The 15429-nt window shown below is 68.2% G+C and carries 16 protein-coding genes and 1 pseudogene; 16 read left to right on the top strand and 1 reads right to left on the bottom strand.

The features are described 5' to 3' along the window. Nucleotides 1–20 precede the first annotated feature (20 nt). The gene (locus tag GOPIP_RS19250; RefSeq protein WP_006371443.1) at nt 21–1058 is read right to left on the bottom strand and encodes an alpha/beta hydrolase; all 1038 of its coding nucleotides are present in this window, start codon (nt 1056–1058) and stop codon (nt 21–23) included. Nucleotides 1059–1301: 243 nt separating this feature from the next. Here GOPIP_RS19250 and hisD point away from each other — a divergent pair, with 243 nt between their 5' ends. From hisD to lgt, 16 genes and pseudogenes are all read left to right on the top strand, one after another. Continuing rightward, a complete protein-coding gene (gene hisD, locus GOPIP_RS19245) occupies nt 1302–2642 on the top strand; it encodes a histidinol dehydrogenase (RefSeq protein WP_006371442.1) in 1341 nt (446 codons plus the stop codon). Next, nucleotides 2639–3786: pseudogene (locus tag GOPIP_RS19240) on the top strand (histidinol-phosphate transaminase). The gene hisD and the pseudogene GOPIP_RS19240 overlap by 4 nt, the downstream one beginning before the upstream one ends. Then, a complete protein-coding gene (gene hisB, locus GOPIP_RS19235) occupies nt 3787–4428 on the top strand; it encodes an imidazoleglycerol-phosphate dehydratase HisB (RefSeq protein ID WP_006371440.1) in 642 nt (213 codons plus the stop codon). Beyond that, complete coding sequence (gene hisH / locus GOPIP_RS19230; protein WP_006371439.1) at nt 4425–5066, top strand: imidazole glycerol phosphate synthase subunit HisH; 642 nt, start codon at nt 4425–4427, stop codon at nt 5064–5066. Before hisB ends, hisH begins: the two co-directional genes overlap by 4 nt. Then, a complete protein-coding gene (locus tag GOPIP_RS19225) occupies nt 5063–5335 on the top strand; it encodes a hypothetical protein (RefSeq protein ID WP_006371438.1) in 273 nt (90 codons plus the stop codon). The genes hisH and GOPIP_RS19225 overlap by 4 nt, the downstream gene beginning before the upstream one ends. A gap of 18 nt (nt 5336–5353) precedes the next feature. Continuing rightward, nucleotides 5354–6097, top strand: a complete 744-nt coding sequence (gene priA, locus GOPIP_RS19220; RefSeq protein WP_006371437.1) for a bifunctional 1-(5-phosphoribosyl)-5-((5-phosphoribosylamino)methylideneamino)imidazole-4-carboxamide isomerase/phosphoribosylanthranilate isomerase PriA — start codon at nt 5354–5356, stop codon at nt 6095–6097. Beyond that, nucleotides 6094–6945, top strand: a complete 852-nt coding sequence (locus GOPIP_RS19215; RefSeq protein WP_006371436.1) for an inositol monophosphatase family protein — start codon at nt 6094–6096, stop codon at nt 6943–6945. The genes priA and GOPIP_RS19215 overlap by 4 nt, the downstream gene beginning before the upstream one ends. Further along, nucleotides 6942–7814 (top strand): imidazole glycerol phosphate synthase subunit HisF, encoded by an 873-nt coding sequence (gene hisF, locus GOPIP_RS19210; RefSeq protein WP_006371435.1) that lies wholly within the window; start codon nt 6942–6944, stop codon nt 7812–7814. Before GOPIP_RS19215 ends, hisF begins: the two co-directional genes overlap by 4 nt. 4 nt (nt 7815–7818) lie before the next feature. Beyond that, the gene (gene hisI / locus GOPIP_RS19205; RefSeq protein WP_006371434.1) at nt 7819–8184 is read left to right on the top strand and encodes a phosphoribosyl-AMP cyclohydrolase; all 366 of its coding nucleotides are present in this window, start codon (nt 7819–7821) and stop codon (nt 8182–8184) included. A gap of 52 nt (nt 8185–8236) precedes the next feature. Beyond that, nucleotides 8237–8416: a tautomerase family protein gene (locus tag GOPIP_RS19200; protein ID WP_006371433.1), complete on the top strand. Its 180-nt coding sequence runs from the start codon at nt 8237–8239 to the stop codon at nt 8414–8416. After that, a complete protein-coding gene (locus GOPIP_RS19195) occupies nt 8413–9999 on the top strand; it encodes an anthranilate synthase component I (protein WP_035728449.1) in 1587 nt (528 codons plus the stop codon). The genes GOPIP_RS19200 and GOPIP_RS19195 overlap by 4 nt, the downstream gene beginning before the upstream one ends. After that, nucleotides 9992–10756, top strand: coding sequence for a TIGR02234 family membrane protein (locus GOPIP_RS19190; protein ID WP_006371431.1), 765 nt, complete (start codon nt 9992–9994; stop codon nt 10754–10756). The genes GOPIP_RS19195 and GOPIP_RS19190 overlap by 8 nt, the downstream gene beginning before the upstream one ends. A gap of 110 nt (nt 10757–10866) precedes the next feature. Continuing rightward, on the top strand, nt 10867–11685 hold the full coding sequence (trpC, locus tag GOPIP_RS19185) for an indole-3-glycerol phosphate synthase TrpC (RefSeq protein WP_006371430.1): 819 nt from the start codon (nt 10867–10869) through the stop codon (nt 11683–11685). Nucleotides 11686–11743: 58 nt separating this feature from the next. Next, entirely contained in the window at nt 11744–13120 is a 1377-nt protein-coding gene (trpB, locus tag GOPIP_RS19180; RefSeq protein WP_006371429.1) for a tryptophan synthase subunit beta, read from the top strand. Beyond that, nucleotides 13117–13938, top strand: a complete 822-nt coding sequence (gene trpA / locus GOPIP_RS19175) for a tryptophan synthase subunit alpha (protein ID WP_006371428.1) — start codon at nt 13117–13119, stop codon at nt 13936–13938. Before trpB ends, trpA begins: the two co-directional genes overlap by 4 nt. A 74-nt stretch (nt 13939–14012) precedes the next feature. After that, nucleotides 14013–15429, top strand: a 1417-nt coding sequence (lgt, locus tag GOPIP_RS19170) for a prolipoprotein diacylglyceryl transferase (RefSeq protein WP_050955296.1), incomplete at its 3' end; no start/stop codon positions are given.

The following is a 15429-nucleotide window of genomic DNA, read 5'->3' as shown; positions in this document are numbered from 1 at the left end:
CGGTGCCGACCGGCGACCGCTCACGCCCCGATCGCGCGCCCGATCACCGGCCACGAGGCGCGCAGGTCCGCGGCGAACACGCCCCAGGAGTGCGATCCCAGTGGGCGTGCCGAGAATGTGTGCGCAATCCCCAAGGCGGTCAACCGATTCGACATGGCTGCAGTGCACACTCGTGTGTACGCCTCGATCTGACCGCCGCCGGCCAGTCCGCCGAGGGTCTCGGCCGGGCCACCGTCGATCGGGCCGGGCATACCGGTGGCCGCCGACAGGAACACCGCCGTGCCACGCAGCTTGCCCGCATTGACGATCGGGTCATTGGCCACCCAGTCCGGTCCGCCCGGCGGTCCCCACATGTTGAGCATGTTGCCGCCGCCGCGGGTGACCACGGCGGTTACCGCGCCGACACCGAGCAGGTCGGTGGTACCGGGACATCCGCTGTAGGACGCGACCGCGCGATACAGGCCCGGAGCCGATTCGGCGATCGCCAGGGCCGGACCTCCCGACATCGACACCCCGGTGATCGCGTTGACCCCGTTGGTGTGGAAGGCGCGGTTGACGATCGGGGGGAGTTCCCGTGTCAGGAAGGTTCGCCACTTGTTGCGGCCCAGGATCGGATCGTCGCGCTGCCAGTCGGTGAACATCGACGCGCGACCTCCGACCGGGAAGACGGCCGTCACGGTCTTGCCTGCGAAGAAGGCACGGGCGCCACCGTTGTTGATCCAGGAGATCCCGTCCTCGCCGCCGCCGAGTCCCGGCAGCATGTAGACGGCCGGTCCCGCAGGTCGACCCGGCGGGTGCAGGACCTGACTGGTGATCACCTTGCCCATCGCCGACGAGTACACCTCGAGCACCGACTCGGTCGGGGAGAGGTCGTGGACGGCGACGAGGTGTGCCGCCTGCGCGCGAGCCGGCACCTGCGCACCGACGGTCGCGGCCAGCAGCAGCATCGCCGCGATCATCCCGATGCGGCGGGCCCACGAGGAGGCGGTGGGTCCGGCGCCATGGGGTTCGGTGCCGTTCGGTGCTTGTCGTCTCAGACCAGGTCGTCGAGTTGTCATCCACGTGCTCCGTTCGGTTCGTGTGGCTCCCGACGCATATCTGTGAGGTCGCTGTGAGCATATCCGTGACGGATGGGGTCAGAGTTACCCATGGTGCGATTTCGTTAGAGGTGCGTAATGAATCCGAGTCCTTGCATCCGCAAGGTTTGCGCTGCTCGCTCCCATGAGGTGCAGGTGAAATCCGCTCGCCTCGTGCCCGTATCCTGGATGGGTCATTTCCTCCAGTCATGCCAGGAGAGATCCATGCTCGCCCGAACCGACCTGCGCGGTAGCACCCCGACGCTTGCTGAACTGCGTCGTGCGTTGCCCCGCGGGGGCACCGACGTCAACGCCGTTCTCGACACGGTGGGGCCGGTGGTTCATGCCGTCGCCGAGCGCGGCACGGCTGCGGCGCTGGACTACGGGGAACGCTTCGACGGTGTACGGCCCGCGTCGGTGCGGGTGCCGTCGTCGGTGATCGGTGACGCACTCGCGGCGTTGGATCCGGCGGTCGCCGACGCGTTGCGCGAGTCGATCACCCGCGCGCGGGCTGTGCACGCCGATCAGCGCAGACAGACCTCGCGGACGCAGGTCGTCGACGGTGGTGTGGTCAGCGAGAAGTGGATTCCGGTGCGGCGCGTCGGATTGTATGTGCCCGGCGGCAATGCCGTGTATCCCTCGTCGGTGATCATGAACGTCGTTCCGGCGCAGGAGGCAGGCGTGGGGTCGCTGGTGGTGGCCTCGCCGCCGCAGAAGGACTTCGGTGGATGGCCGCATCCGACGATTCTGGCCGCGTGCGCGTTGCTCGGGGTCGACGAGGTGTGGGCGGTCGGCGGAGCGCAGGGCATTGCCTTGTTGACCTACGGCGGAACCGACACCGATACCGCCGATGCGCCCGGCGCCGTCCTCGATCCGGTGGACCTCATCACCGGGCCGGGCAACATCTACGTGACCGCGGCCAAGCGGTTGTGCCGCGGGGTCGTCGGGATCGATTCGGAGGCCGGGCCGACCGAGATCGCGATTCTCGCCGACGAGACCGCAGTGCCCGAACTCGTTGCCGCAGACTTGATCTCCCAGGCCGAGCACGATGTCCTGGCCGCCTCGGTACTCGTCACCGACAGCGTCGAACTCGCCGATGCCGTCGACGCGGCCCTCGACGGCCAGGTGGCGCAGACCAAACACCGCGAACGAGTGGCAACCGCCTTGGCCGGCAAGCAATCCGGTGTCGTGCTCGTCGACGATCTCGACGCCGGTCTGGCGGTGGTCGACGCCTACGCTGCCGAGCATCTCGAGATCCAGACGCGCGACGCGGCCGCGGTGGCCGACCGGGTGCACAACGCGGGCGCGATCTTCGTCGGTAACTACGCGCCGGTCAGCCTCGGTGACTACTGCGCGGGTTCCAATCATGTTCTGCCGACCTCGGGTTCGGCGCGATTCGCGTCGGGGTTGTCGGTACAGACCTTCCTCAAGGGCGTCCACGTCATCGACTACGACGAGGCCGCACTGCGTGATGTCGCCGACAAGGTCGTCACCCTGGCGCAAGCCGAAGACCTTCCGGCACACGGGGATGCGATCACCCGGCGCTTCATGGAGGGTGCGCGGTGACGGCGGAGGGCGTAGCGAGCGGGCCGAGTGTTCCCGGCGCGTCGATCTCGGTCGACGAGTTGCCGTTGCGGGACAACCTTCGTGGGAAGAGTGCCTACGGTGCACCGCAGTTGACGGTTCCGGTGGTGCTCAACACCAATGAGAACCCGCATCCGCCGTCGGCGGCGTTGATCGCCGACGTCACCGAGTCGGTCCGTGCTGCGGCGGCGGAGTTGCATCGATACCCCGACCGGGATGCGGTCGAGCTGCGTACCGAGTTGGCGGAGTATCTCACCCGCGCCACCGGCGTGCGGTTGTCGGTCGAGAACCTTTGGGCGGCAAATGGTTCCAACGAGATCCTGCAGCAGCTGCTGCAGGCCTTCGGGGGCCGGGGCGGACCGCGTTGGGGTTCGTGCCCAGTTATTCGATGCATCCGATCATCTCCGACGGCACCACCACCACGTGGCTGGAGGCCAAACGCAACGCCGATTTCTCGCTCGACGTCGATTACGCCATCGGTGAGGTCGCCGCGCGCCGCCCCGACGTCGTGTTCCTCACCTCGCCCAACAACCCGACGGGTGCGTCGATCCCGAATGCCGGGTTGCGCGCCATCGTCGATGCCGCGCCGGGCATCGTCATCGTCGACGAGGCGTACGGTGAGTTCTCCGAGCAACCCAGTGCGGCCGAATTGATCGACGAGTTCCCGGCGAAGGTCGTCGTGAGCCGCACGATGAGCAAGGCGTTCGCCTTCGCCGGCGGACGGCTCGGGTATCTGGCCGCGTCGCCGGCGATCGTCGAAGCCCTGCAACTCGTGCGGTTGCCCTATCACCTGTCGGTGCTGACCCAGGCGTCCGCGCGAGCGGCGCTGCGCCACGGCGAGGAGACCCTGGCGGGGGTCGCCACGATCATCGCCGAACGCAAGCGCGTCGTCGCCGAGCTCGCCGCGTCAGGTTTCGAGGTGATCGACTCCGACGCCAACTTCATTCTGTTCGGACGGTTCGCCGACGCCCCGGCGTCGTGGCAGCGCTACCTCGATGACGGGGTCCTCATCCGTGACGTCGGGATTCCCGCATACCTGCGGGTGACGGTCGGTCTGCGTACCGAGAACGACGTCTTCCTCGAGGTCAGTCGACGCCTGGCCGCAACCGATCTGGAGAATGGCTGAGTGAGCACCACACAGGATTCGAGCACAACCGGGGCCCGCATCGGCAGGGTCGAGCGCACCACCAAGGAGTCGTCGATCGCCGTCGAGATCGACCTCGACGGCACCGGTCGCACCGACATCTCCACCGGCATCGCGTTCTTCGATCACATGCTCACCGCGTTCGGTGCGCACGGCAGCTTCGATCTGACGGTCAAGGCGACCGGTGATGTCGAGGTCGAGGGCCACCACACCATCGAGGACACCGCGATCGTCCTCGGTCAGGCGCTCGGTCAGGCGCTCGGGGACAAGAAGGGTATCCGTCGCTTCGGTGACTGCTACATCCCGATGGACGAGACCCTCGCACACGCCGTCGTCGACGTGTCGGGCCGGCCGTACTGCGTCCACACCGGCGAGCCGGAGCATCTGCTGACCGCGGTCATCGGCGGGTACCCGGGCGTCCCGTACTCGACGATCATCAATCGGCACATCTTCGAGTCGATCGCGCTGAATGCCCGTATCGCACTGCATGTTCGGGTGCTCTACGGACGCGATCAGCACCACATCACCGAGGCGGAGTTCAAAGCCGTCGCCCGGGCGTTGCGCGAGGCCACCGAGGCCGATCCGCGGGTGACCGGGGTGCCCTCGACCAAGGGTGCTCTATGAGCGGGCCCGACGTCGTCGTCCTCGATTACGGGTCGGGGAATCTGCGGTCGGCGCAGCGGGCACTGGAGCGGGCCGGCGCTGCGGTCACCGTCTCGGCCGATTTCGACACCGCCCTGAACGCGACCGGTCTGGTCGTGCCGGGCGTCGGGGCCTTCGCGGCTTGTATGGAGGGACTGCGTGCGGTGAAGGGTGACCGGATCATCGGGCGTCGCCTCGCCGGCGGCCGTCCGGTCCTCGGGATCTGCGTGGGCATGCAGATCCTGTTCGATCACGGTGTCGAGTTCGGGGAGGAAGCCGACGGGTGTGGTGAATGGCCCGGTTCGATCACCCGGCTGCCCGCGCCGGTGCTGCCGCACATGGGATGGAACACCGTCGATGCCCCCGACGATTCGGTGCTGTTCGCCGGGCTCGACGCCGACACCCGCTTCTACTTCGTGCACTCCTATGCCGCGCAGTCCTGGGAGATGGACAACGACGGCACTGCGCTCCGCGCACCCCGGTTGACCTGGGCCGACTACGGTGGGAAATTCCTCGCCGCCGTCGAGAACGGTCCACTGAGCGCCACCCAGTTCCATCCGGAGAAATCCGGTGACGCCGGGGCGCACCTGCTCGCCAACTGGATCGGGGCCCTCTCATGACCGACTCGGGTGCCGGCGGTGATCCGGAGTACCGCTTCTCCTACGGTCGATTCGTCCTGTTCGTCCTCGGCGCGGGTGTCATCGTGCTGGTGATCTGCATCCCGGTGGTGCTGGCGTTGGCCAAATGGAATGCGATCGCCGGGCTGGTCGCGTCGCTGGTCAGCATCGTGCTGATGATCACGGCGATCGGCATCACCTCCAAACGCTTGATCGGCAAAGCCGAACGCGCGCTGCGCGCCCAGCACCGCAGCAACCCCCCGACCTCCTGAAAGGACCCGCGCAACCCCATGGGAACAACCCTCGAACTGCTTCCGGCCGTCGACGTCGCCGATGGTCAGGCGGTGCGCCTGGTCCAGGGCGCCGCCGGTACGGAAACCTCCTACGGTTCACCGCGGGAGGCCGCGCTCGCCTGGCAGAAGGACGGCGCGGAGTGGATTCACCTCGTCGACCTCGACGCGGCCTTCGGACGCGGCAACAATCGTGACCTGCTCGCCGAGGTCGTCGGCGAACTCGACGTGAAGGTCGAATTGTCCGGCGGCATCCGCGACGACGAGTCGCTCGAGGCCGCACTGGCCACCGGTTGTACGCGGGTGAATCTGGGCACCGCCGCGCTGGAGAATCCGCAGTGGTGCGCCACAGCGATCGAGCGATTCGGCGACCGGATCGCCGTCGGGCTCGACGTCATCCGGGAAGGCTCGTCGTACCGGTTGCGCGGGCGCGGCTGGGTGACCGACGGCGGCGACCTGTGGGAGGTGCTCGAACGGCTCAACGGCGATGGATGCGCCCGCTACGTCGTCACCGACGTTTCCAAGGACGGCACGCTGGGGGGGCCGAATCTCGACCTGCTCGCCGAGGTCGCCGCGGCCACCGACGCGCCGATCGTCGCCTCCGGTGGGGTGTCGGCGCTCGACGACCTCGTCGCGATCGCCGGTCTGGTGGAGCAGGGCGTGGAGGGTGCAATCGTCGGAAAGGCGCTCTACGCCGGGCGTTTCACCCTGCCCGAGGCGTTGACGGCGGTCGGCCGACGGTGACCGCGGGCGCCGACCTGGATCTGTCCCGACTGCTCGAGGTGGCCGGGGGAGTCCTCGACGGGGTCAGCGACGAGTTCATCGCCGGTCTGGGAGCGCCGAGCGCGGTCCGCAAGGGTGCCACCGACTTCGCCACCCAGGTCGATCTCGATCTCGAACGCCGGATCGTCGGCGAGCTGACCGAGCTGACCGGTATCGGGGTGCACGGTGAGGAATTCGGCGGTCCGCCCGTCGACGAGGGCGTGGTGTGGGTCCTCGATCCGGTCGACGGTACCTACAACTATTCGGCCGGTGTGCCTTTGACGGGCATCCTGCTCGCGCTGCTCGTCGACGGCGAGAGCGTGTTGGGTCTGACGTGGTTGCCGTTGTCACGGCAACGTTTCGCCGGGCACCTCGACTCGCCACTGCTCTGCAACGGCGAGCCGGTGACCCCTTCCGGCGCAACGTCGTTGGCGCAGTGCGCGATCGGCTTCGGGCCGTTCAACGTCGGGCACGGCGGCCGGTATCCCGGTGCGCGCCGCGCCGACCTGATCCGGGCGCTGTCCGGGCGGGTGGCCCGGCTGCGGATGACCGGTAGCACCGGAGTCGACATGGCCTATGCGGCGTCGGGGACCTTCGGCGGCTCGATCGCCTTCGGTCGTCACCCGTGGGACAACGCCGCCGGCGCAGCCCTGGTTCGTGCTGCCGGTGGAGTGGCCACCGATCTGTCCGGACAACGGTGGACCGTCGACTCGCCGTCGTTGGTCGCCGGGTCACCGGGGATTCATTCGGCGCTGATGGACGTTGTGTACGAGGTGATCGGTGACGAGTGGTCCGCCGATGCCGCCCGACCCGAGGAGACCGACCGATGACTTTGGCCGTGCGTGTGATCCCGTGCCTCGACGTCGACAACGGACGCGTCGTCAAGGGCGTCAATTTCGCGAATCTGCGTGATGCCGGTGATCCGGTGGAGCTCGCGGCCCGCTACGACGCGGAGGGTGCCGACGAGCTGACGTTCCTCGACGTCACCGCGTCGAGTTCGGGGCGCGCCACCATGATCGAGGTCGTCGGGCGCACCGCCGAGCAGATCTTCATCCCGCTGACCGTCGGTGGCGGCATCCGCACCGTCGCCGATGTCGACACGATGCTGCGGGCCGGCGCCGACAAGGTCAGCGTCAACACCGCGGCGATCGCCCGGCCCGAGGTGCTCGAGGAGATGAGCAGGCGTTTCGGTTCGCAGTGCATCGTGCTGTCTGTCGATGCGCGTACCGTGCCCGACGGCGAGCAGCCGACCCCGTCGGGCTGGGAGGTCACCACGCACGGCGGCCGCCGGGGTACTGGCATCGACGCTGTCGAATGGGCAAGGCGCGGACAAGAACTCGGCGTCGGGGAGATCCTGTTGAACTCGATGGACGCCGACGGCACCAAGCAGGGCTTCGATCTGCGCATGCTGACCGCGGTCCGTGCGGCCGTCGAGGTGCCGGTCATTGCCAGCGGTGGCGCGGGGGCGGTCGAGCATTTCGCGCCGGCGGTCGCGGCGGGCGCCGATGCGGTGCTCGCGGCCTCGGTGTTCCACTTCGGCCAGCTCACCATCGGTGAGGTCAAAGCGTCGATGGCGGCCGCCGGGATCACCGTGCGGAACGCACGCGACACTCCCGTGCGGAACGCACGCGACACTCCCGTGCGGAACGCACGCGACACTCCCGTGCGGAACGCGCGCGACACCCCGATGGAGGTGTGAGGCAATGGCTCTCGATCCAGAGTTGGCGAGTCGGCTCACCCACAATGCCGACGGCTTGTTCAGCGCGGTCGCCCAGGAGCGCGAGACCGGCACCGTGCTGATGGTGGCGTGGATGGACGACACCGCACTCGAACGGACCCTGGCCACGCGGCGCGCGACCTACTTCTCGCGGTCCCGTCAGGAGTATTGGGTGAAGGGTGAGACCAGCGGTCACACCCAGTACGTGCACGACGTCCGGCTCGACTGCGATGGCGACACGGTGTTGTTGATCGTCGATCAGGTGGGCGCGGCCTGTCACACCGGCAATCACAGTTGCTTCGACACCCCGTCGTTGCCGTTGGCCCAACCCGACGCGACCGGCGCGGGGTAGTGCCTGGGAGAATCGGGGCGGACACTCATTTGACGAAAGGTGGCGACGAGTCATGCCATTGATCCAGATCTCGCAGACCCCCGGGCTCTCTGACCGGGTGAAGCGCGAGACCATCGCGGCGGTGACCGAGGCATACGCGCGGGCCACCGGCAAGAGCCCGGATTCGGTGTGGGTCACCATCAACGAGATCCCGCGCACCCAGTGGGGCGTGGGCGGCGAGCCCCTGGGATGAGTACGCCCGCGATGAGCACCTCCACCCACGACCATGCGGCGGGTTCGGCCACGACGAGTCTGGCCGAGTTCCTGGATCTGGCTGCCGACCATCGTGTCGTGCCGGTGACCCGCAAGGTCCTTGCCGATTCGGAGACACCGCTGTCGGCGTACCGCAAGCTCGCGGGCGACCGCGCGGGCACCTTCTTGCTCGAGTCCGCCGAGAACGGGCGGAGCTGGTCGCGGTGGTCGTTCATCGGCGCGGGTGCGCCGTCGGCGCTGACCGTTGTCGACGGCAAGGCCAGTTGGTGGGGGGCGGTGCCGTCCGGCGCGCCGGTCGACGGTGACCCGCTGACGGTGCTGGCCGAGTCGCTACGGCTGCTGGCCACCGATCCGTTGCCGGACATGCCGCCGCTGACCGGCGGCTTCGTCGGATTCATGGCATATGACATGGTGCGTCGGCTCGAACGGCTCCCCGAGACGACCACCGACGACCTGCACCTGCCGGATCTGATGATGTTGCTCGCGACCGATCTGGCCGCGGTCGATCATCATGAGGGCACGATCACCCTGATCGCCAACGCCGTCAACTGGGACGGTTCGGACGAGCGTGCCGAGCAGGCCTACGCCGATGCTGTGGCCCGGCTGGACCGGATGACCCAGGCCCTCGCCGCGCCGGCGCCGTCGACGGTGTCGCATTTCGACCGGCCCGCCCCCGACTTTCGGGTGCAGCGCAGCCGTGAGGAGTACCACGAGATCGTGCGCGACCTCGTCGGCGAGATCGAGGCGGGCGAGGCCTTCCAGGTGGTGCCGTCGATGCGGTTCGAGATGGACACCGCCGCCGACCCGCTCGACGTGTACCGGGTGCTGCGCGCGTCCAATCCGAGTCCGTACATGTACCTGCTGCGGATTCCGGGAATCGAGTCCGATCCGTTCACGATCGTCGGGTCGAGCCCCGAGGCGCTGGTGACCGTGCAGGACGGCTGGGCGACGACCCATCCGATCGCCGGTACCCGGTGGCGTGGGGCGACCGAGGAGGAGGATCAACTGCTCGGGAAGGACCTGATCGCCGACGAGAAGGAGAACGCCGAACATCTGATGCTCGTCGATCTCGGACGTAATGATCTCGGTCGGGTGTGTCGTCCCGGCACCGTGAAGGTGAGCGATTACCGACACATCGAGCGGTACAGCCACGTCATGCACCTGGTGTCGACGGTGTCGGGGGAGTTGCGTGAGGACAAGCACGCCCTGGACGCGGTGACGGCGTGCTTCCCGGCGGGGACGCTCACCGGTGCGCCCAAGGTGCGGGCGATGGAGCTCATCGACACCCACGAGCGGACACGACGCGGCCTGTACGGCGGCATCGTCGGCTACCTCGACTTCGCCGGCAACGCCGACACCGCGATCGCCATTCGCACCGCGTTGATCAAGGACGGCACCGCCTATGTGCAGGCCGGCGGCGGGGTGGTGGCCGACAGCGATCCCGACTACGAGTACAACGAGGCGCGGAACAAGGCGACCGCGGTTCTCAATGCGGTTGCCGCCGCCTCGACGATGCGTCGGGTCTCTGGCGGCGCCACCGAAGGTGGGTCGACAGATGAGTGAGCAGACCCCCGATCCGACGACCCCCGACGCCGCGGAGACCGCGCGCAGGTCCCGTCGGATCAAGGTGATCGCCGCGATCCTGATGGCGTTGGGTGCACTGGCGTTCTGGTCGGCCTCACGCGTGACGTGGGCGACCGTCTTTGCCGGTGACGGCATGTCGCCGGATCGATATATGCAGGTCAAGGGTGCCGACTGGAGTCCGTGGCTGACGCCGCTGGCGTTGGTGTTGCTCGCGGCGATCCTCGCGGCGTTCTCGCTGCGCGGGTGGGGATTGCGGATCGTGGCGGTCCTTGTCGCCGCGGGTGGACTGCTCGCCGCGTTCCCGGCGCTGTCGCTGCTGACCAGCAGCTCCGATTCGCTGTACGCGGCACGGGCGATCGATCTGTCCGATCGGTACGTCGTGCGGCTGACGACCACCCACGGCTGGGTGTCGGTGATCGTCTTCGCGGGGACGGTGTGTTGCGTCGCGGCCGGTGTTCTGTTGCTGCGCTCGGCCTCGGGTGCGGGGATGTCGAGCAAGTATCGGACACCTGCCGCACGCCGCGACGAACTCGAGCGCGAGATCTTCGCCGAGCACGAGCGCCGCAAGGCGGCCGGCGATGCAGGGACGGAGCCGGCCGGCGGGCTCACCGGTCGGGACGGGACGAACGCGGCGGCCGACGGCGAGGACGCGGCGCGCACGGAACCGCCACACGTGAACGAACGCATGATGTGGGACGCCCTCGACACCGGGATCGACCCGACCGAACAGCGCTGATCCCTGCGATGCTCGGCGTGACGTGGGTCTCGACGGACCCGCGCACGGGTCGCCGGGAACCCCGGTCTACCCTGGTGAGGGCAAGGAGCGTCGAAAGGGAACCAGCTGTCGTGAGCACGCCGAACGTCCTCGATTCGATCATCGAGGGAGTCAAGGCCGACGTCGCCGCGCGCGAAGCGGTCGTCGATTACGCGGCCGTCAAGGCGGCCTCGGTCCAGGCGCCCGACCCCAAGGACGTGATGGCTGCGTTCCAACAGCCCGGCATCGGGGTGATCGCCGAGTGCAAGCGTGCCAGCCCGTCGAAGGGTGAGCTCGCCACCATCGCCGACCCCGCCGAACTCGCGCGTGCCTATGAGGACGGTGGCGCCCGGATCATCAGTGTGCTCACCGAGGAGCGGCGCTTCCGCGGGTCGCTCGCCGATCTCGATGCCGTCCGCGCGGCCGTGAACATCCCGGTGCTGCGCAAGGATTTCATTGTCGGGCCGTACCAGATCCATGAGGCGCGCGCACATGGTGCCGACATGATCTTGCTGATCGTCGCGGCCCTGGAACAGAATGTGTTGGCTTCGTTGCTCGATCGCACCGAGAGCCTGGGCATGACGGCTCTCGTCGAGGTGCACACCGAGGAAGAGGCCAACCGCGCGCTGGAGGCGGGCGCCTCGGTGGTCGGCGTCAACAACCGCAATCTCAAGACCCTCGAGGTCGATCGCGACAATTTCTCCCGGATCGCTCCGGGCCTGCCCACCAAGGTGATTCGTGTCGCCGAGTCGGGTGTGCGCGGCACCGCCGACCTGCTGGCCTTCGCCGGCGCCGGCGCCGATGCGGTCCTGGTGGGCGAGGGGCTGGTCACCAGTGGCGACCCCCGAACCGCGGTGGCGGAGCTGGTGACCGCCGGCACCCACCCGTCCTGTCCGAAACCCGTTCGCTGACAACGGTCCTCGGCTCCGGCCGAGCCGTGGACGCGTATGTGATGCAGTGAGGTGTCCTGTGACGACCGATCAGAGCAGCGGCACCGACGCCGCCCCGACCGTCCTGCCCACGGCCAGTCAGGGAGTGGCCACCCGCACCTCCCTCGAGCCCGACGCCGGCGGACATTTCGGTGTCTACGGTGGGCGGCACGTTCCCGAGGCGTTGATGGCGGTCATCGACGAGGTGACCACCGCCTACGAGAAGATGCGCACCGACGACGACTACCTCGCCGAACTCGACCGGCTGCAGCGTGACTACGTCGGTCGGCCCTCGCCGCTGTACGAGGCGACGCGGTTGTCCGACGATGCCGGCGGCGCGCGGGTCTTCCTCAAGCGAGAAGACCTGAACCACACCGGTTCCCACAAGATCAACAACGTGCTCGGTCAGTTGTTGCTGGCCCGCCGGATGGGCAAGTCGCGCATCATCGCCGAGACCGGTGCCGGTCAGCACGGGGTCGCCACCGCCACCGGCTGTGCCCTGTTCGGGATGGAGTGCATCGTCTACATGGGTCGCGTCGACACCGAACGCCAGGCGCTGAACGTGGCGCGGATGCGTCTGCTCGGTGCGACGGTGATTGCGGTGGAGACCGGCTCGGCGACCCTCAAGGACGCCATCAACGAGGCGCTCCGTGACTGGGTCACCAACGCGCACAACACCTACTACTGCTTCGGTACCGCCGCGGGGCCGCATCCGTTCCCGATGCTGGTGCGCGATCTGCAGCGCATCGTCGGCCTCGAGGCCCGGGCACAGATCCTCTCGCACGCCGGGCGGTTGCCCGACGCGGTGGTGGCCTGCGTCGGCGGCGGCTCGAACGCGATCGGTGTGTTCCACCCGTTCATCGACGACGCCGACGTACGGCTCGTCGGATACGAGGCCGCCGGTGACGGTGTCGAGACCGGCCGGCACGCGGCGACGTTCACCGGTGGTACACCGGGCGCCTTCCAGGGTGCCTTCTCCTACCTCCTGCAGGACGAGGACGGACAGACCATCGAATCCCATTCCATCTCGGCGGGTTTGGACTATCCCGGGGTCGGTCCCGAGCACGCCTACCTCAAGGACATCGGCCGGGCCGAGTACCGGCCGATCACCGATACCGAGGCGATGAACGCACTGGCGCTGCTGAGCCGGCGGGAAGGGATCATCCCGGCGATCGAGTCGGCGCATGCGGTGGCCGGTGCGTTGAAACTCGGCCACGAACTCGCCCGCACCTCACCGCGCGGGGCGCAGGCCGGTACCGACGGCGCACCGATCATCGTCGTCAGCCTGTCCGGTCGCGGCGACAAGGACGTCGACACCGCCGCGGAATGGTTCCATCTGTTCGATCCGCCTCCCTCGGAAACCGAGACACAGTCCGAATCCGAAGCGGCCCAATCAGATCCGGGGGAGAGCCGATGACTGCGCCGACCGTCCGACACGCCGGAGCCTCCAAGCTCTCGCCGGTCTTCACCCGCTGCCGCGAGCAGGGCCGTGCCGCGCTGATCGGCTATCTGCCCGTGGGCTATCCGACGGTGGCCGGGTCGGTGGAGTCGTTCACCACCATGGTCGAGGCCGGGTGCGACATCATCGAGGTCGGGGTGCCCTACTCGGATCCGGTGATGGACGGGCCGACGATCCAGGAAGCCGCCGATCTCGCACTGACCAACGGGGTGCGGGTGCGCGACGTGTTCACCGCGGTCCGCGCGATCACCGAGGCCGGTGGGCAGGCCGTCGTGATGAGTTACTGGAATCCCATCCTCGCCTACGGTGTCGAGCGGTTCTCCGCCGATCTCGCCGAGGCCGGGGGAGCCGGACTGATCACCCCCAACCTCATCCCGGAGGAGGGACATGCGTGGCACGAGGCCTCCGATGCCCACGGGTTGGACCGCATCTATCTGGTCGCACCGTCGTCGACCCCGGAACGTCTGGCGTACACCATCGATGCGTGTCGCGGTTTCGTCTACGCGGCCTCCACGATGGGAGTGACCGGTGCTCGCACAGCGGTGTCGAACGCCGCCCCCGAGCTCTGTGCCCGGATCCGCGAGTACTCCGACATCCCGATCGGCGTCGGTCTCGGCGTCCGCAGCGGTGAGCAGGCCGCCGAGATCGCCTCCTATGCCGACGGTGTCATCGTGGGTTCGGCCCTGGTGACCGCGGCGCAGGCCGGTCAGGGTCAGCTGCGTGATCTGGTTCGCGAACTCGCCGACGGCGTCGCCCATCCGAACCCGCCGAGGTGACCCGCGCACGTGAGGTCCGATCGGACGAACCGACCGGGTGGTGCAATCGTGTGCCTTCGACGGTCGGTTAGGGTGTGACCGTGATCGCGCCGACGACGACGTTGCTCGCCTATATCCCCAGTCCGCCGCAGGGGGTCTGGCATCTCGGGCCGGTCCCGCTGCGGGCGTATGCGCTGTGCATCATCGTCGGCATCATCGTCGCGGTCTGGTGGGGGGATCGCCGCTGGATCGCACGCGGCGGCCAGCCCGGTGAAGTCCTCGACATTGCCATCTGGGCAGTGCCCTTCGGTCTGATCGGTGGCCGTATCTATCACGTCCTCACCGACTGGTCGATCTACTTCGGCGGCGGCGGCAAGTCCCCGATCGACGTCTTCAAGATCTGGGACGGCGGTCTCGGAATCTGGGGTGCGGTGATCCTCGGTGCCCTCGGCGCGTGGATCGGTGCGCGCCGTCACGGTATCCGGTTGCCCGCGTTCGGCGATGCCATCGCGCCCGCGATCCTGCTCGCCCAGGCGATCGGGCGGCTGGGCAACTACTTCAACCAAGAGCTCTACGGCCGACCGACAACGGTGCCGTGGGGGTTGGAGATCTACGAGCGCACCAACGGCATCCAGACCGGACCCAACCTGATCAACGGGACCTCGACCGGTCAGGTGTACGAGATCGTCCACCCCACCTTCTTGTACGAGTTGGTGTGGAACGTGCTCGTGGTTCTCGTGCTCGTGGTTCTCGACCGGCGATTCCGCATCGGTCACGGCCGACTGTTCGCACTGTACGTGGCCGGGTACTGTGCAGGCCGATTCGTCGTCGAACTCCTGCGCTCGGACACCGCGTACACCTTCATCGCCGGCATCCGCATCAACGTCTTCACCTCCGCCCTGCTGTTCGTGTGCGCGGCGATCTACTTCGTCGTCGCCACCAAGGGCCGCGAGCGCGGTCTGGAGATGTACTACCCCGACCGTGCCGAGGAACTCGAAGCCCTCGGTGTCGTCGGCTACGTCGACGACCGATACCCGGACGACGAACTCGACGACGAGCCCGGGTCGGAGCCCGACGAGGACGAGCCGTTCGACTCCGACGGCGAGATGACCGATGCAGGCGACGACACCACCGCGACCGAGGTCATCGACAAGGGCATCGCCGAACACGACGAGGAAGCCGCCGTCGACCCGGAACTCGACGAGGACGCCGTCGCACCGGCCACCCCAGCCCCATCCCCGTGGACGTCCCCCGCAGCCGACGCCGACAGCGCCGAGCCTGACACCGACAGCGCTCCCGACACCGCCGACGGCGCCCAGCCTGATGCCGACAGCGCCCAGCCCGACTCCGACAGCGCTCAGCCTGACGCTGACAGCGCTCCGGCTGACGCCGATAGCGCTCCCGCGGATGCCGACGGCGAGCCCGACGCCGACAGCGTCGAGCCTGATGCCGACAGCGCTCCCGACACCTCCGACAGCGCCCAGCCTGATGCCGACAGCGCCCAGCCCGACG

This window comes from Gordonia polyisoprenivorans NBRC 16320 = JCM 10675 (genome assembly GCF_000241325.1).
Taxonomy (GTDB): domain Bacteria; phylum Actinomycetota; class Actinomycetes; order Mycobacteriales; family Mycobacteriaceae; genus Gordonia; species Gordonia polyisoprenivorans.
The sequence above is the reverse complement of the archived record's forward strand: the minus strand, read 5'-3'. Positions and strand labels throughout refer to the sequence as shown.